The organism is Streptomyces sp. LaBMicrA B280 (assembly GCF_049222185.1).
Lineage (GTDB): Bacteria > Actinomycetota > Actinomycetes > Streptomycetales > Streptomycetaceae > Streptomyces > Streptomyces murinus.
In genome coordinates, this window is record NZ_JBMJCT010000011.1 from 451,357 (window position 1) to 467,993 (window position 16,637).

Sequence of the window (16,637 nt, forward strand, 5' to 3'; positions counted from 1 at the left end):
GGGGACCGGCCCGACGGCGGCGGCGGTGCTAGCGGCCGCCGTTGTACGGCCCGTACGGACCGTCGCTGCTGCTGCCGCGGCGGCGGCCGGGGCCTCCGCCGCCCGTGACCTGCCTGAGCGCGGGGCGTACGTCCACGAGGTAGACGATGCTGGCCACGGCACCGGCGATCGGCAGGATGGCCAGGACCGAGAAGATCACGCTGGCGACCAGGGCGAGGCCCAGGATGATCAGCCAGAAGACCTTGTTCTGCTTGTCGGCCGCGCGGAAGGCGTCTTCGCGCCGCACCGCGGCGTCGACGAGCGCGAACGCGGCCAGGGCCATGAGGACGATCTTCAGGATCCCCATGAATCCCGCGAAGCCCAACATCAGCATGCTCGCCACCGCCCCTGTTCCGTCGCTCGGTCCCTACGCCTACGGCGCAACCGTACCCATAGAACGGGCGGAACGGGCCGGACACCCCAAAGATGCCCGGCCCGCCGCCGCCCGCGCGGTCACTTGGCCGGCGGGGTGGGCTTCTTCGTGGTGGCCGTCCTACGGGCGGTCGGCGACTTCCGGGCGGCGGCGGCCTTCTTCTCCGCGGCGGCCTCGGGCGTGGCGACCTTGGGCCGGGCCGCCTCGTCCTTGACCTCGACGGGCTCCGGCTTGCCCTCGACGGCGATGGCCAGGTCCTCGATGTCCTCGGCGGCCTCGCCGCGCCAGGTCTTCACGGCCGCCTCGCCGTGCTCGGCGACCTTCTCGTAGGTCTCGCGGGCCTTGACGGCGTACTCGGCGGCGACGCCCACGCCGCGCAGGGCGAGGTCCTGGGCCTGCTCGCCGAGCTTCTTCAGGTCGACGTCGAAGCCGCCGATCAGCTCGGTGACCTTGGTCTGGAAGGTCTCCTGGGCCTCCTTGGCCCGGGCGGTGGCCTTCTCCTGGACGGCCTTCGGGTCGGTGCCGCGCACCTTCTCGATCCGGGCCGGGGCCTCGGCGCGCAGCTGCTCGACCAGTGCGGGCACCTTCTTGGCCTGCTGGAGGGCGAGGTCGGCGGTACCGGCGGCGAAGTAGAGCGGAGTCGGGTCGCTGAGGGTCTTGCGCAGGTCGTCGGTGATGGCCATGGTGATCAGGTCCTCCCGGATCTCGCGTTCGGCTGAGGTGGTGTGGTTCGCGGTGGGCGTCCGGTGCCCTGGTCCGGCGTCAGCCGGCCGTCCGCCGCGAGCCGGCATCGTCGTCGTCTGTTCCCTGCTCCATGCCGTCCTCACCCGCGGGTTCGCCGACCCCGAATCCGTTCTCCTTGCGGAAGGACTCGTAGATCTGGAGCAGCACCTGCTTCTGCCGCTCGTTGAGCGAGGGATCGGCGAGGATGACGGCGCGCGTCTCCACCTCGTCCCGGTCCCGCTCGGCGTCGAGGATCCCGGCGCGGACGTACAGCGTCTCGGCGGAGATCCGCAGGGCCTTGGCGACCTGCTGCAACACCTCCGCGCTCGGCTTGCGCAGCCCGCGCTCGATCTGGCTCAGATACGGATTGGACACCCCGGCCGCCTCGGCGAGCTGCCGCAGCGACAGCTGGGCGTTCCGCCGCTGCTCGCGCAGGTACTCACCGAGATTGCCGACGTTCAGCGATGCCATGCCTCCACCATGCCCCACCCCCGCTAACAATTGCAAGCAGGCGCTTGCAATAGTGCGCCGGGAGTGGCCGGGACCGCCGGCCATCCCCAAGCCGCCGGGTTCACGAACGCGGCATCGCGCCCCTGAAGACCTCATCCTGACCGCCCGTCACGAGGCATCCCCGTCGTGACCGATGAGGGACATCCCCGACGCCAGCGCGCGGGCAGCGTCGGCGAAGTACTGCTCGTCGGCACCAGGGGCGAGACCGAGCGGGACGCCCTGGCCGAGGCCGACGAACAGTGCCCTGAGCGCAGTGGTCAGGCGTTGTGCCTGTCGCGACGTCACGACGCTTCCGTTGTGCGGCCTTCCGGTGAACAGCGCGATCAGATGGTTCTCCTGCGCCCGGACGGACGTGGCGAGCCGGGACCCCAGCTCCGGGTCATGCAGGGCCATGTCCAGCAAGGTGATCTGGAGGGACAGGCCGGACAGCGCGTCCGGGGCGTCACAGCTGCGCCGGTAGTACCGGGCGAAGGCGTCGACCGCGTCCAGCAGATCGAGTCCGGCGGGAACCGTCTGCTCGATCTCCTCGTAGTGCGGCCGCATGTAGTCGGCGACCAGGGCGACCACCAGGCCGTTCTTGCTCCCGAACAGTGAGTAGATGGCGCCGGTGGTCAGGTCGGCGCGTTCGGCGATCTCATCAAGCCTGGCCCGGTGTCCGTCCCGGGAGACGACCTGCAACGCGGCGTCCAGCAAGGCGCGGCGGTTGCGTTCCTTGGCCTCCGCTCTCGTCATTCTCATAATTTGATTATTACCGTAATCTCGTTACGGAACCAGCTCGGGACGAGCTTCGAGGAGGACGCTCATGGCCCAGGTCGTGGCATCGCGGGTGACCCGCCAGACGGTGGGGGCCATCGCAGACGGCGCCTTCAAGGTGCTGCTCGCCGCTGTCTGTATCGCCGGTGCCGCCCCGCTCGGTCGGTTACTCGGCACGCCGGCCTGGCTGATGGTCGCCTCAGGCGTGGCCCTGCTGATCGGCGGCGGGATCGAGATCAGATACACGCGCAGTCGGTCGATGCGCACCTACACGCAGCTCATGATTGCCTACGACAGCGGCTGGGTGCTGACAGCTCTGACGGGCTTCCTGATGGCGCGGCAGGGCAGCACCGTCGGGGGTGAAGTCTGGATGGGGTATCAGACAGCCGCCCCCATCGCGTTCGCCGCACTGCTGATCGCCGCCGCCCCCATGCGGAGGACCTCCGGTGCTCAGCCCGACACCTCACCGTGAGCGAGACCGGACGGTTGTCGGTGCGCTCTGTCAGGGTGTGCGTCGTGGATGAGCTGGTGGAGAGGGTCGACGGGCGGGATCGTGTGTTGGGGGTGGTCGGTCGTCGGGAGGCCGTGCGGGAGGGTTGGCTGCATCGGGTCGCCGTGACGGTGTGCCGTGATGAGCGGGGGCGGATCCTCGTCCACCGGCGGTCGGAACAGGTGTCGCGCTTCCCCGGGCTCCATGAGGTCCAGGTCGGTGGCGCCGCGAATGTCGGCGAGTCCTATGAACAGGCCGCCGCGCGGGAGTTGGCCGAGGAGCTGGGCATCCGCGCGCTGCCGCGCCTGCTGTTCACGTTCGTCAACCGCAGCGGCCTGAGCCCGCACTGGCTCGGCGTGCACGAAGCCGTGGTGCCGGACGCCGTGGTCCCCGATTCCGGCGAGGTCGCCTGGCACGGCTGGCTGACCGGACCGGAGCTGCGATCGGCCCTGCTGAAGTGGCCTTTCACCCCCGACAGCCACGAAGTCCTCAGCCGGTATGCCAAAACGCCCTGGCCGGAGTGAGCGGCGGAGCTCACCGCGCTTCCGTGGAGCGGGTGAGGAAGGTGGCGATCAGGGGGGCGATCAGGGGGAGGTGGTCCTCCAGGGCGAAGTGGCCCGTGTCGAAGAGGTGGAGGTCGGCGGCGGGCAGGTCGCGCAGGTAGGCGTGGGCGCCGGGGGTGAGGAAGAAGGGGTCGCCGGTTCCCCAGGTGATCAGGGTCGGGGGCCGGTGTGCGCGCAGCCATGCCTGCCACGCGGGGTAGGCGGCGACGTTGTTCTTGTAGTCGTAGAACAGCGCGCGCTGCGCCTCGCGGCGGCCCGGCAGGTCCAGGAAGTGCTGGTCGAGCAGCCGGCCCTCGGGGGCGATCAGCTCGGGAGCGGCGGTGCCGGTCTCGTACTGGGCGCGGACGGAATCGAGGGTGAGCAGGTCGTGCACGGCCCGTTCGGCGCCCGGGGTGTCGGGGCTGAGCGCGGTGAACGCCCGGGCCGCGTCCGACAGGCCCTCCTCGTACGCGTTGCCGTTCTGCACGACCAGCCCCGCGATCCGCTCCGGATGCCGTAGCGCCAGGCGGAAGCCGACCGGGGCGCCGAAGTCGAACAGGTACATCGCGAAGCGCGTCAGCCCCAGGCGCTCGGTGAAGCCCTCGACGATGTCGGCGAGCCGGTCGAAGGAGTAGGTGAACCCGTCCGGGACCACGGTGTGCCCGGAGCCCGGGTAGTCCGGGGCGAACAGCCGGAAGTCGCCGCCGAGGACGTCGATCAGGCGGCGGAACTGGTGCGAGGCGGAGGGGAAGCCGTGCAGGAGCAGCAGCACCGGGGCGTCGGCGCGCTCGGGCAGGGATTCCCGGTAGAAGACGTCCACCCCGTCGACCTCGACGAAGCGGTGGGCGGTCCGGGACGGGAGGGGGAGGGTACGCACGGCGTCAGTCATTTCACACGCCTCTTTCGGGGAGGGATGCATTAGGTACGTGCAGCCAGTGAAACCCCGTCGGGCTAATGTGTCAAACCGCCGAGTTAGCATTAGCCCATGTCTGAGAGCGAACCGCTGACCGGCGAGGCCCTGGCCCTGGATCTGGTCAACACCCGTCCGGGGAGCGGCGACGGCCGGGTGGATCTGCTCGGCACACCCCGGCAGCTGTCCCGGTGGCTGGAGCTGGAGGCGGACCGGCTGGCGGAGGGCCGCCCGGAGGACGGCGACGCGGGCGAGGAGCCGGGGGCCGGTGATCTGGTTCCCGTGCACGCCGTACGGGGGCACACCGAGGCCGTCGTACGGGCGCTGCTGGACGCGGCCGAGCCCCCCGCGGCCGCCCTGCGCGGGCTCACCGAGGCCCAGCGTGCCGCACCGGCCGTGCGGGAACTCGGCTGGGACGGTACGGCCGTCACGGCCGTCCCCCGCCGCACCGGCCCGCTCGGTGTCCGTGTGGCCGCGGCCCTGGCCGAGGCCGCCGTCGGGCTGCTCACCGACCCGGTGATCGGCAGGCTCAAGGAGTGCGAGGCGGACGGCTGTGTGATGGTCTTCCTGCCCTCGCACCCCCGCCGCCGCTGGTGCTCCCCCGCCCGCTGCGGCAACCGGGCCCGTGTCGCCCGCTACTACCAGCGGCACAGCGCGGCGCGCGAGCCCCGGCCGTGAGGCGGGTCAACTCCCCTGCGGGCTGCGCAGGTTCCGCACCTGGGGGGAGAGCAGCGCCGCCGCCGTCGCCAGCGTGATCAGCGCCGCGCAGCCCGCCAGCGCCCGTCCGGGGCCCACCGCCGTCGCCGCGGGGCCCGCCACCAGGAGGCCCAGCGGGGCGAAGGAGAGGGAGCCGAACCAGTCGTAGGAGCTGACCCGGGACAGGGCGTGTTCGGGGACCTCGCGGTGGATGGTCGTGGCCCACAGGACGCCGAAGACGTCGCTCGCGAGGCCCGAGGCGAACATCGCGAGGGCGATCGTCCAGAGCGGGGCCGCCAGCGCGAGCAGGGTGACCGGGACGGCGGCGGGGAAGGTGCACAGGACGGCCACGAGGAGGGGGCGGGAGACCCGGACCCGGGCGGCCAGGCCCGCGCCCGCGACGGTGCCGATCGCCTGGGCGGCCACGATGACCGACCACGAGCGCGCGCCGCCCAGGTGCCGCACGGCCATCAGCGGGCCCAGGACCCCCGCGTTGGCGTTGAGCGCGGCGACCACGAGGGCGTACTGCGCGACCACCACCCACAGCCACTGCCGGGAGGCGAACTCCCGCCAGCCCTCCCTCAGTTCGGTCCAGCCGGAGGAGCTGCCGCGCGGGCGCCGGGGCACCCGCAGCCGGGCCGTCAGGGCCGCGCTGACCACGAAGGAGACGGCGTTCAGCGCGAGCGCCCAGCCCGCGCCCACCGCCGCCACCGTCACCCCGGACAGGGACAGGCCGAGCAGCAGGGAGGTGTTGGTGCCCATCCGCAGCAGCCCGTTGGCGCGCTGGAGGCGGTCCTTGGGGACGAGGAGCGGGACCAGGCCCTCGGAGGCGGGCGCGAACAGCGCCGTCGCCGTACCGGCCAGGGCGGCGAGGACGCACATCGCGGGCAGCGGGGCCGTGCCCGTCAGCACCATCGCGGCCAGCGCGCCGTACGCCCCCGCGCCGAGCACATCCGCCAGGGCCATCAGCGCCGAACGGGACATCCGGTCCGCGATCACCCCGCCGACCAGCACGAACAGCAGCTGCGGCAGCGCTTGGCAGGCCAGTACCAGCGACAGCCGGCCGGGGCTCGCGCCGGGCAGCGCGAGCACGGCGAAGGCGAGGGCCACGCGGGCGAAGCCGTTGCCCAGCACGGAGACGACCCGTGCGCCGAGGAGGAGGGTGAAGCGGGTGTCCCGCCAGGGCGGGGCGGCGGTTTCGTCCGGGCGGGGTTTGCTCGAAGACAGCGTCACGGGCGCGCAGCCTAGGGTCGGCGGGGAGGGCGGGCACCGGAACCGGTCAGAACCGGAGAAGCGATTCTGCCGTGCCCCCGGCTACCGTGGCCCGCATGGACGCCGCCAAAGCCGCCCCCGCCGCCGACAACCATGACCTGATCCGGGTGCACGGAGCCCGCGAGAACAACCTCAAGGACGTCAGCGTCGAGATCCCCAAGCGCCGCCTGACGGTGTTCACCGGGGTGTCCGGCTCCGGCAAGAGCTCGCTGGTGTTCGACACCATCGCCGCGGAGTCGCAGCGGCTGATCAACGAGACCTACAGCGCGTTCGTGCAGGGCTTCATGCCCTCGCTCGCGCGGCCCGAGGTGGACGTCCTGGACGGGCTGACCACCGCGATCATCGTGGACCAGCAGCGGATGGGCGCCGATCCGCGCTCCACCGTGGGCACCGCCACCGACGCGGGCGCCATGCTGCGCATCCTCTTCAGCAGGCTCGGCACCCCGCACCTCGGCTCGCCCAAGGCGTTCTCCTTCAATGTGGCCTCGATCAGCGGCGCCGGCGCGGTCACCGTGGAGCGGGCCGGGCGGCAGGTCAAGGAGCGGCGCAGCTTCAGCATCACGGGCGGCATGTGCCCGCGCTGCGAGGGCCGGGGCAGCGTCACCGACCTCGACCTCACCCAGCTGTACGACGACGGCAAGTCGCTGAACGAGGGCGCGCTGACCGTGCCCGGGTACAAGGCGGGCGGCTGGAACCACCGGCTGTACGCCGAGTCCGGCCTGATGGACCCGGACAAGCCGATCCGCTCGTACACCAAGCGGGAGCTGGCCGACTTCCTGCACCGCGAGCCGACCCGGATGAAGATCGCCGGGATCAACATGACCTACGAGGGGCTGATCCCGCGCATCCAGCGGTCGATGCTGGCCAAGGACCGGGAGGGGATGCAGCCGCACATCCGGGAGTTCGTGGACCGGGCGGTCACCTTCACGGTCTGCCCGGACTGCGCCGGCACCCGGCTGACCGAGGCGGCCCGCTCCTCGAAGATCGGGGGGATCAGCATCGCGGACGCGTGCGCGATGCAGATCAGCGATCTGGCCGATTGGGTACGGGAGTTGGCCGAGCCGTCCGTCGCACCGCTGCTGGACTCGCTGCGGGGCACCCTCGACTCGTTCGTGGAGATCGGCCTCGGCTACCTCTCGCTGGACCGGCCCTCGGGCACGCTGTCGGGCGGCGAGGCGCAGCGCGTGAAGATGATCCGGCACCTCGGCTCCTCGCTCACCGATGTGACGTACGTCTTCGACGAGCCCTCCACCGGCCTGCACCCGCACGACGTGCGGCGGATGAACGGGCTGCTGCGGCGGCTGCGCGACAAGGGCAACACGGTGCTCGTGGTGGAGCACAAGCCCGAGGTGATCGCGATCGCCGACCATGTGGTGGACCTCGGGCCCGGGGCGGGCACCGCGGGCGGCACGGTCTGTTACGAGGGTGACCTCGCGGGGCTGCGGGCCGCGGGCACCCTCACCGGACGCCATCTGGACGACCGGGCCGCGCTGAAGAAGACGGTGCGCGAGCCGACCGGAGCGCTGGAGATCCGGGGTGCCACGGCGCACAATCTGCGCGGGGTCGACGTGGACATCCCGCTCGGGGTGCTGACCGTGATCACCGGGGTGGCCGGGTCGGGGAAGAGTTCGCTGGTGCACGGGTCGATCCCGGCCGGGGAGCACGTCGTGTCGGTCGACCAGGCGCCGATCCGCGGCTCGCGGCGCAGCAATCCGGCGACGTACACCGGGCTGCTGGACCCGATCCGCAAGGCGTTCGCCAAGGCCAACGGGGTCAAGCCCGCCTTGTTCAGCGCCAATTCGGAGGGCGCCTGCCCCAACTGCAACGGCGCGGGCGTCGTCTACACCGACCTGGCGATGATGGCCGGGGTGGCCACGACGTGCGAGGAGTGCGAGGGCCGGCGGTTCGAGGCGTCGGTGTTGCGGTACCGGCTCGGCGGGCGGGACATCAGCGAGGTGCTGGCGATGCCGGTGGCCGAGGCGGCGGAGTTCTTCGCCGCGGGCGAGGCGCACACCCCGGCGGCCCACCGGATCCTCGGCCGCCTCGCCGACGTCGGCCTCGGCTACCTCACCCTCGGGCAGCCGCTCACCACGCTGTCCGGCGGCGAACGGCAGCGCCTGAAGCTGGCCACGCACATGGCCGACAAGGGCGGTGTCTACGTCCTGGACGAGCCGACCACCGGCCTCCACCTGGCCGACGTCGATCAACTCCTGGCGCTGCTCGACCGGTTGGTGGACTCCGGCAAGTCGGTCATCGTGGTGGAGCACCACCAGGCGGTCATGGCCCACGCCGACTGGATCATCGACCTCGGCCCGGGCGCCGGGCACGACGGCGGCCGGATCGTCTTCGAGGGCACCCCGGCCGACCTGGTCGCGGCCCGCTCGACGCTCACCGGGGAGCATCTGGCGGAGTACGTGGGGGCGTGAGCCTCAGCGCGCCGCGAGCCACTCCCCGAGGACCCGGAAGTCGGCCTCCGTCAGGCCGTACCGGTGGTCCACCCGATGCGGGAGCGCGGGCCCGGGGTGGTGTACGGCGACCCAGGCGCGGCCGGCCTCACCGATCTCGTCGTCCACCCGGACGAAGGCCCGCCCCGCGGCCCAGTCGACCAGCGGGCGGGTCTTCCAGTGCGGCGGGCCGGGCGGTCCGTCCTCGTCCGGCCACCGCACGACGGGCAGCGCGGGCAGGACCGGCCAGGGCGCGAGCACGGCATTGGCCTCGTCCATCCAGGTGGTGGCCCACACCAGCTCGCAGCCCAGGGCGGTGAGACGGTGGCCGAGCGCCGGATCGACGCGAGTGAGCCGAAGGGCGCCCCCTCACCTCACCCCGCGAACCCCCGCGCCTTCAGGATCTCCTCGATCCGCGTCCGGTGCGCCCGCTCCCAGTCGTCCAGGGTCTGTGCCGCCTCCTTGGCGAGCTTGGCGCGGGCGGCGGTGAGGATGTCGTCGGCGCGGGCGGCCGGTACGGCGATCACGCCCTCCTCGTCGCCCACGACCACGTCCCCGGCCTCGACCCGCACACCCCCGCAGCGCACGGGAAGGCCGAAGGGGGTCACGGCCTCCTTCACGCCGGGGATGGGCACGATCCCCCGGGCGAAGACGGGGAAGCCCAGGTCACGCACCTCGGCGAGATCGCGGATCACTCCGTCGGCGACGAACCCGGCGATGCCGTGCCGCTGGGCCACGGCGCAGACGTTGCCGCCGGCCAGGGCGTAGCTCAGGTCCCCGGACTCGACCACGATCACCGAGCCGGGGGCGGCGCGGTGGACGGCGGCGTGCAGCATGAGGTTGTCGCCGGGCGGGCAGCTCACGGTGAACGCCGGCCCGGCGAGGCGGGGCCCCGGCCCCCACAGCGGCCGTATCCCGAGGTCCATGACCTGCTCCACGCCGAGCAGATCGGCGAGGGTGGTGGTGGGAATGTCCTGGAAGGCGGCGAAGTCCGGTACTTCGGCGTTGAGTTCGGTCATGTACGGCACGCTACCCACCGCGCCCGCTCAGAACGGCAGCGGCCGCCCGTGCACCACGTCCAGGCGGGACACCGCCCGGGTCAGCACCACGTACAGCCGGTGCGCGCCCCGCTCCTCCGCCTCGGTCACGGCGGCCGGTTCCACCGCGATGACATGGTCGTACTCCAGGCCCTTGGCCACGCTCGCGGGGACGAGGGTCAGCCGGGCGCCGAGGGCGTCGGGGGCGGCCGGAGCGAGACCCGCGCCGGTGAGGGCGCGGGCCACCGCGGGCACGTCCGCGTCGGCCGCGATCACCCCGACCGAGCCCTCCCGGGTCAGGGCGCGGCGGGCGGCGGTGACCGTGGTGGCGAGGACGTCCTCGGCCGGGTGCAGGGTCAGCTCCCCGTCGGCGCGCAGGGACCGGGCGGGCGGCACCGCCACCTCCAGACGAGGCAGCAGCCGGTTGGCCAGGGCCACGATCGCCGAAGGCACCCGGAACCCGGTGGTCAGCGAGATCACCGCGGTGTCCGGCCGGCCGAGGTGGCGCAGCTGCGCGGACCAGTCGCGGGCGGCCCACGGCGCGGTGCCCTGGGCGAGGTCGCCGAGGACGGTCAGCGAGCCGAAGGCGGCCCGGCGGGCGATGGCCCGGCACTCCATCGGCGAGAGGTCCTGCGCCTCGTCCACCACGATGTGCCCGTAGCTCTCGGGGTGTTCGATCAGCCCGGACAGCTCGTCCAGCAGGACCAGATCGGCGGCCGACCAGCGGGCGGACTTGAACGAGCGCGGCGGGCGCGCCCACAACAGTGCCTCCTGCTCGCCGGGTTCCAGGATCCCGCGCGCCGACCTCGCCAACGCCTCCTTGTCGGTGAGGAGTTGGGCCAGCACCTCCTCCGGGCGGACCTTCGGCCACACCAGGTCGAGCTGGGCGGTGAGCGGCCGGGCGTGCTCCATGCGCCGCACCCAGGCGGCGGGCAGCACCCCGGAGCGCCGTTCGGCGAGCGCGCGCAGCCGTCGTACCACCCGGGTGCGCACCCGCTCGCGGCCGACGGCGTACGGCGGCTCCTCCGCGCGCACCTCCCGTACGATCGCGGCGAGTTCGGCGGCGCGCACCCGCCAGCGATAGGAGCCGTCGGGCACCGCGAGGTCGCTCACGCCGTCCGTGCTGACATGCGCGTACAGCGCCCGGCGCAGCACCTCGGCCATGCGGGGGTCGTGCTTGAGGGCGGCCGCGGGCACGGGGTCGGTGCCGGTGACCGGGTGGCGGGCGATCTCGTCCAGCAGGGTGGACTGGCGCACTCCGCTCTCGCCGAGCGCGGGCAGCACCTCGGAGATATAGGCGAGGAAGGTGCGGTTGGGGCCGAGGATCAGCAGCCCGGAGCGCCGCAGCCGCTTGGGGTGGGTGTAGAGCAGATACGCGGCGCGGTGCAGCCCGACGGCGGTCTTGCCGGTGCCGGGGGCGCCCTGCACACACACCGAGTCGGCGAGGGCGGCGCGCACCAGATCGTCCTGCTCGGGCTGGATGGTGGCGGCGATGTCCCGCATGGGGCCGACGCGGGGGCGCTCCAGCTCGCGGGCGACGATGCCGCCCGGCCGGAGCACCCCGGTCCCGGCCTCGGGCCCGTCCCCGGACCCGTCCCCCGAAAGGCCGGCTTCCGGAAGACCGGCTCCCAGGCGCTCGTCCTCGAAGCCCGTGAGGTCCGCCGTCTCCCCGGTGCTGCCCGGCGCCCAGCCGAACCGCCGCCGCACCGCCACGCCCTGCGGATCACGGGCGCTCGCCTGGTAGAAGGCGCGGCAGACGGGGGCCCGCCAGTCGACCACCAGGGGCGGGGCGGCGGGACTCTCGGTGATGCGCAGCCGCCCGAGGTGGAAGGGGAGCCCGCCGTGCTCGGGGTGGTCGCGGGCGAAGTCCAGGCGGCCGAAGAAGAGGGGGCCCGGCGGGAGTTCGCGCAGCGCCTTGGCCTGGCTGCGCAAGCGGTAGCCGAGCACCTCGGCGTCGGCGCCGGAGGCGGAGACGTCCTCGCCGATGACGACCTGCTCCGCGGCGCCCTCGACCATCGCGGCGAGAGCGGTCCGGCAGTCGTCGTGATGGGCGCGCTCGGCGCGCAGGGCGTCGGTGAGGGCGGGGCGTGACGTCATGCCGTCCAGCGTACGACAACTCGTTACCGAGTTAAATTTTTAACCCCGTCTCATTAAGGGGGCATCGCTCAGCCCCTGGTCAGCGCCGCCCCCAGCCGCCCGAACGCCCGCTCCGCCGCCCGCACGGCATCCGGCGCGACGTCCGCCACCTCCTCGCCCGCCGCGATCCGCCGCCAGTTGTCCAGGGCGAGGATCCGCTGGACGGCGATGATCTGCCCGGCCGCGAGCCGCGCGTCCAGGTCGCCGCCGAGCGCCTCGGCAAGCGCCGCCTCCGAGCGTTCCTGGTGCCGGTAGGCGCGCGCGACCAGGGACGGGGTGCCGTAGAGCAGGGTGTGGAAGGCGAGCACCTGGGGGTGGTCGTTGAGCCCGGTGACCGGGTCGCGCCGCTCCAGGCCCGCGAGGAAGTGCCGGCGCAGCGCGGCCACCGGGTCCGGTTCGCCCGCGACCACCCGCGCGGCCTCGTCCTCGTGGTCCGCGATCCGGTGCAGGACCAGGTCCTCCTTGGCCGGGAAGTACCGGAAGAGGGTCGGCTTGGAGATCCCGGCGGCCGCGGCCACCTCCGCCACCGGCACCGCGTCGAAGCCCCGCTCCAGGAACAGCCGGACCGCGGTGTCCGACACCTCCTGGTACATCCGCCGCCGCTTGCGCTCCCGCAGCCCCGGCTCCGGCTCCCGCGATCCCGTCTCCCGCTCACGCGGCTCCGACTCACCCATGGGGCGAGCCTACGCAGTGCTCAGCCGAGCCCCAGCCTGGGCAGCCCCAGCCGGGGCAGTCCCCAGGGGCGTCCGGACAGCCCCAGTGAGGCCGTCGCCGCCGCGAGCGTCATGCCGTACGACGCCACGGCCCGCCGTACGTTGGGCGCGTCCAGGCTGGATCCGGTGACCAGCCGGTCGAGGTCGACGTAGGCCGAGCGGACCAGCTCGATCCAGCGGTAGACCCGCCAGTCCCGCTGCCAGTCATGGGTGTACCGCGCGTCAAGGCGGGCCGCCCAGCGGCGCAACATGCGGTCGCGGATCTCCGGCCGGGTCGGGGTGAGGTGCATGTGCCGGACCAGTTCGTACAGCGGGTCCCCGACCAGGGCCAGCTCCCAGTCGATGAGGGTGAGGGCGGGGCCGTCGTCGCGGCGCACCAGGTTCCAGGGGTTGAGGTCGCCGTGCAGCAGGGCGGGGGCGCGGTCGGCGACCCGGTGGCGGGCGAGGATCTCGCGCAGCCGGGGCGCGTCCGGCAGGCCGAGGAAGCGGGCCGTCCGCTGGGACTGCCGCGGCAGCGCCTCGACCAGCGCGACGAGCTGCTCACTGAGCCAGCCGTAGAAGCCGGGGCGGCCGCCGAGCGGGTCGATACCGGCCGGGTCCACACCGGTCAGCGCGGCCAGCTGGTCGACCAGGTGGTCCGCCTCGTGCGGGCGCAGCCCGTCGACGGGGTGCTCGGGGCGGCGGCCGAGGTCGCGGCCGCCCTCATAGGTGTGGACGGCGAAGCGGTCGCCGCGGTAGCGGTGGGCGGGGTCGGCGGCGTGGCTGGTGCCCAGGGCGAGGACGCGGGGGGCGGCGACCGGCACCCCGGACCGTTCGATGGCGGCGAGGACGGCGTGCTCGCTGAGGAAGCTGCGCTCGCGGCGCAGGACGACGGTCACCTCGCGGCGTACGACGACGGGGAAGCCGGTGCCGGGCACCCGGAGCACGGTGGTGAGGTGCGCGGCGCCCTTGAACACCCGCTCGGCCGGGGCGGCGCCCTCCAGGAACAGGGCGTCGGCGACCGCGTGGTGCGGGAAGTCGGGGTGTTCGGGGACCCGCCGGTCCGGGGTCCAGGCGAGGGCCCGGGGGCGCGGGGCGGGCCGGGCGGCGCCGCGCCGGAAGAGGATCCGCTCGATCTCGTCGTCGCCGGGCACCCGGCCGAGCCGCAGCGGCTCCGCGGCCGCGCGCAGGGCGTCGCCCACGACGGCGGTGGCCCGTTCCAGGGACTCCGGGTCGAAGGAGCGGCCCAGGGCGCGGACGGCCCGGATCACGTCGGTGTAGAGGGACTGGGCCTGTTCGAGGGCGAGGTAGTGGGGCAGGTCCTTGCCGAGTCCGGCGACGGCGGCGGGCCGGGCGCGGGACACCGCGTCGGCCCAGGCGCGCACGAGCGCCGCCCGCTCGGGCTCCGGGCGGCGCGTGCGGATGAGATGGACGGCGAGGTCGTACAACGGGTCGCCGTAGCTCGCCAGTTCCCAGCCGGTGCAGTGCAACCCCTCTTTGGTGGCGACCAGTTGGGTGCGGCGCAGATCGCCGTGGAGCAGGGCGTACGGGCGGCGGGTCAGCGCGGGCACCCGGTCGGCGAGGCGGGCGAGCGCGTCCTCGGGTACGCCGAGCGCGGTGAACAGGCCGCCGTACCTGCGCCAGTTCGCGCCCCGGACCTGCCGGTCGGCGAGCTGGGCGAGGGTGCGCAGAAAGCCCTGGGAGTCGGTGTGGTTGCGCGGCCAGTGCGGGGGCAGCGGGGGCAGTGCGGTGCCGCGCACCTGGGCGAGGGCGGCGAGCAGTCGCGCGACGCCCTCGGGGGACGGCGCCTGTCCGTCCACATGGCTGTGGATGACGTAACCGCTCCCGGCGGCCAGGCACTCCGGTGCGGTCTCCGGCAGCACCCGGTGGACCGCGCGCAGGATCTCCGCCTCGCCCTCCCAGGTGCGCACGGCCGGTGCCGCGTCCGGGCGGGGCAGCCGTACGGTCACGAGCGCGCCCGGGGCCCGGCCGAGCAGACCGGCGAGCGGTTCGGTCAGCGGCAGCACATGATCGCGATGGCGCGGGCCCTCACGGGTCGGCCGCACGGCCGCGGCGCGGGCCACGAGGGCACGGCAGGCGGCATCCGTCCGCATGGCTTCGGCGCGCTCCCCCACGACGGTAGGAGGAAGTGACGGTGCGCCCACTGGCCGCTCCGGGATCGTTCGCACAGGGGGGAGGACCTGCCGGGCGGCAGGTCCGGGGAAACGCTATTCCCCCGTGGTGGCCGGTACGGCCTCCGGACGCGGTGGAGTAGCCCAACGGGTGATCCGCCGCCCGGCTGTGCCGATCCGGCGCCCGGGGCCCGGCACTCGCCGCGCCCCGCACCCGCGTATCCGCGCCCGGACGGTGACCCGGCCGCGTGTCCGCATGCTAACCGACCCCCCGGCCTCCCCTGAGCAGGCGCAACAACGGTTCGAGCGACCGTACGACATGCTCGGCGCCGGCCGCGCGCAAAGGTTTCTCCTTCGCCTCGTTGCGGGCGTAGCCCAGGAAGGGGACCCCGGCGTCACGGGCGGCGGCGAGGTCGGAGGGGGCGTCGCCGATCATCAGGGCGGCGGCGGGGGCGGCCCCCATGGCACCGAGGGCGCGCAGCAGGCAGTGCGGGTCCGGCTTGAGGTGGTGCAGATGCTCGGTACGGCCGTACAGATGCGGGGCGAAGCAGCCGGTCAGGCCCCGGGAATCCAGGTAACTGCGGGCCACACGGGGCGAGTTGTTGGTGGTGACGGCGTGCCGGGCGCCGACGGCGGTCCAGGTGCGGATCAGCGGGTCGGCCCAGGCGGTGGGCAGCGCGGAGGCGGCGGCCCGCAGCTCCTCCTGGGTGAGGCGTTCCTCCAGGCCGGTGACCAGGTCGCTGCCGGGCCTGCGGCGGCCGACCGCGCGCAGCACCACCTGGGGATCCAGGGTGCCGCGTTCGGCGGGGGTGAGCAGGCCGTGCAGGCCCTGCCGCTCCAGCCAGGCCACCAGGTCCGCGGCGATCCGCTCGGCCTTGTGCGTGGCGAACAGCCGGCAGATGGGTCCGTCGAAGTCCCACAGCACGACCCGGGCGGAAGTGATCAGTACACGAAGCTTCTCGATCTCGCTCGCATCAGAAGTCGTATCAGAAGTCACTAGGAGAGTGTCAGGTCCGTGGAGATGGTTTCCCAGAGGGCGTCGAACCACTTCTGCGATTCCTGCACGAACGCCGCGTCCCGCTGCCCGGCGCCCCGCTCGAAGGAGAAGAGCAGGGACTCGGAGCCGACCGCGTCGTACATCTCCAGCGTCCCGCTGTCGGTGGGCTCGGCGCGGCGCGTGATCATGTAGTGCGCGAAGAGCGCCTCGGCCCCGTTGAGCAGGTACAGCTTCACCGGCGGGGTGAACGGCAGGGCCCGGAAGGTGACCTGGACGTCGATGTCATGGGTGCCGCGCAGGGCCTGGAGGTTGTACTGGAGCACCTGACCCTGGGCGTTGCGCATGGCCAGCCAGCGCTCGTGCACCGCGGTGTCCTCCGCGCTCCCGGCGTCGACCGAGACCGGGAAGGCGAGGCTGATCTCCCGCGACGGCAGCAGGACGCGGACGTCGATCCGCTCCGGGCGCAGCTTGCCCTCGTGGATCAGGCGCAACGGTTCGCCGAGGGCCGGGATCAGGCTCTGCGCGGTCAGGCAGACGGCGTCGATCCGCACCCGCGGCGCCGCGAACGCGTCGGTCAGCCGGGGCGCGAGGGCCACCATGGTCGGCTGGGGCTCCCCGGCTCCGGACCGCTGCTCGGCGACCCGCGGCGGACTGCCCTTGGTGACACCGCTGAGCAGTCCGTCCTGCTGGAGCACCCGCAGCGCCTGGCGCACGGCGCCCCGCTCGACACCGAACTCCTCGGCCAACTCGGCCTGGGTGGGCAGCCGTTCGCCCGGCCGCAGGATTCCGGCGCGCATCCGCTCGCGCAGGACGCCCGCGATCTCCTGGGGGCTGCGTCTGCCGCTGCCGTTGACTGCCATGTGCTCCTGGGTCACCACCAAACGTTACAAC

Annotated in this window: 16 protein-coding genes and 1 pseudogene; 4 read left to right on the plus strand and 13 right to left on the minus strand. The window is 73.4% G+C overall.

Going from position 1 to position 16,637, the window contains the following annotated elements:
• Nucleotides 1-28 precede the first annotated feature (28 nt).
• The 4 genes from ACLF5H_RS12360 to ACLF5H_RS12375 all read right to left on the minus strand — a co-directional run bounded on the left by ACLF5H_RS12360 (nt 29) and on the right by ACLF5H_RS12375 (nt 2,377).
• Nucleotides 29-373 (minus strand): DUF2516 family protein, encoded by a 345-nt coding sequence (locus ACLF5H_RS12360; protein WP_421676183.1) that lies wholly within the window; start codon nt 371-373, stop codon nt 29-31.
• 119 nt (nt 374-492) lie between these two features.
• Nucleotides 493-1,095: a hypothetical protein gene (locus tag ACLF5H_RS12365; RefSeq protein ID WP_421676100.1), complete on the minus strand. Its 603-nt coding sequence runs from the start codon at nt 1,093-1,095 to the stop codon at nt 493-495.
• Nucleotides 1,096-1,174: 79 nt separating this feature from the next.
• Nucleotides 1,175-1,606, minus strand: a complete 432-nt coding sequence (locus tag ACLF5H_RS12370; RefSeq protein WP_421676101.1) for a helix-turn-helix domain-containing protein — start codon at nt 1,604-1,606, stop codon at nt 1,175-1,177.
• 147 nt (nt 1,607-1,753) lie between these two features.
• Nucleotides 1,754-2,377, minus strand: a complete 624-nt coding sequence (locus ACLF5H_RS12375; RefSeq protein WP_421676102.1) for a TetR/AcrR family transcriptional regulator — start codon at nt 2,375-2,377, stop codon at nt 1,754-1,756.
• Between the two features lie 70 nt (nt 2,378-2,447).
• Here ACLF5H_RS12375 and ACLF5H_RS12380 point away from each other — a divergent pair, with 70 nt between their 5' ends.
• Together ACLF5H_RS12380 and ACLF5H_RS12385 are read left to right on the plus strand one after the other, a co-directional pair.
• Nucleotides 2,448-2,870, plus strand: coding sequence for a hypothetical protein (locus ACLF5H_RS12380; protein WP_421676103.1), 423 nt, complete (start codon nt 2,448-2,450; stop codon nt 2,868-2,870).
• 35 nt (nt 2,871-2,905) lie between these two features.
• Complete coding sequence (locus ACLF5H_RS12385; RefSeq protein ID WP_421676184.1) at nt 2,906-3,412, plus strand: NUDIX hydrolase; 507 nt, start codon at nt 2,906-2,908, stop codon at nt 3,410-3,412.
• Nucleotides 3,413-3,422: 10 nt separating this feature from the next.
• On the opposite strand, the gene ACLF5H_RS12390 is transcribed toward ACLF5H_RS12385, so the two are convergent.
• On the minus strand, nt 3,423-4,319 hold the full coding sequence (locus ACLF5H_RS12390; RefSeq protein WP_421676104.1) for an alpha/beta fold hydrolase: 897 nt from the start codon (nt 4,317-4,319) through the stop codon (nt 3,423-3,425).
• 96 nt (nt 4,320-4,415) lie between these two features.
• Between ACLF5H_RS12390 and ACLF5H_RS12395 the strand changes: the two genes are divergently transcribed.
• Entirely contained in the window at nt 4,416-5,018 is a 603-nt protein-coding gene (locus ACLF5H_RS12395) for a CGNR zinc finger domain-containing protein (RefSeq protein ID WP_421676105.1), read from the plus strand.
• A gap of 6 nt (nt 5,019-5,024) precedes the next feature.
• Here ACLF5H_RS12395 and ACLF5H_RS12400 read toward each other — a convergent pair whose 3' ends face one another.
• Nucleotides 5,025-6,269, minus strand: coding sequence for an MFS transporter (locus tag ACLF5H_RS12400; protein WP_421676106.1), 1,245 nt, complete (start codon nt 6,267-6,269; stop codon nt 5,025-5,027).
• 95 nt (nt 6,270-6,364) lie between these two features.
• Here ACLF5H_RS12400 and ACLF5H_RS12405 point away from each other — a divergent pair, with 95 nt between their 5' ends.
• Nucleotides 6,365-8,734 carry an ATP-binding cassette domain-containing protein gene (locus ACLF5H_RS12405; protein ID WP_421676107.1) on the plus strand — a complete coding sequence of 790 codons (2,370 nt, stop codon included), beginning with the start codon at nt 6,365-6,367 and terminating at the stop codon, nt 8,732-8,734.
• Between the two features lie 3 nt (nt 8,735-8,737).
• Here ACLF5H_RS12405 and ACLF5H_RS12410 read toward each other — a convergent pair.
• From ACLF5H_RS12410 to ACLF5H_RS12440, 7 genes and pseudogenes are all read right to left on the minus strand, one after another.
• Nucleotides 8,738-9,106: pseudogene (locus tag ACLF5H_RS12410) on the minus strand (hypothetical protein); the annotation flags it as partial.
• Nucleotides 9,107-9,126: 20 nt separating this feature from the next.
• On the minus strand, nt 9,127-9,771 hold the full coding sequence (locus ACLF5H_RS12415) for an RraA family protein (protein ID WP_421676108.1): 645 nt from the start codon (nt 9,769-9,771) through the stop codon (nt 9,127-9,129).
• A gap of 27 nt (nt 9,772-9,798) precedes the next feature.
• Nucleotides 9,799-11,886: a HelD family protein gene (locus ACLF5H_RS12420; protein WP_421676109.1), complete on the minus strand. Its 2,088-nt coding sequence runs from the start codon at nt 11,884-11,886 to the stop codon at nt 9,799-9,801.
• Between the two features lie 68 nt (nt 11,887-11,954).
• Nucleotides 11,955-12,599 carry a TetR family transcriptional regulator gene (locus ACLF5H_RS12425; protein ID WP_421676110.1) on the minus strand — a complete coding sequence of 215 codons (645 nt, stop codon included), beginning with the start codon at nt 12,597-12,599 and terminating at the stop codon, nt 11,955-11,957.
• A gap of 20 nt (nt 12,600-12,619) precedes the next feature.
• Nucleotides 12,620-14,731, minus strand: coding sequence for a phosphotransferase family protein (locus ACLF5H_RS12430; protein WP_421676111.1), 2,112 nt, complete (start codon nt 14,729-14,731; stop codon nt 12,620-12,622).
• Nucleotides 14,732-15,008: 277 nt separating this feature from the next.
• Entirely contained in the window at nt 15,009-15,746 is a 738-nt protein-coding gene (locus tag ACLF5H_RS12435) for an HAD family hydrolase (protein ID WP_421676112.1), read from the minus strand.
• A complete protein-coding gene (locus ACLF5H_RS12440; protein ID WP_421676113.1) occupies nt 15,746-16,627 on the minus strand; it encodes a winged helix-turn-helix domain-containing protein in 882 nt (293 codons plus the stop codon). Before ACLF5H_RS12440 ends, ACLF5H_RS12435 begins: the two co-directional genes overlap by 1 nt.
• Nucleotides 16,628-16,637 lie beyond the last annotated feature (10 nt).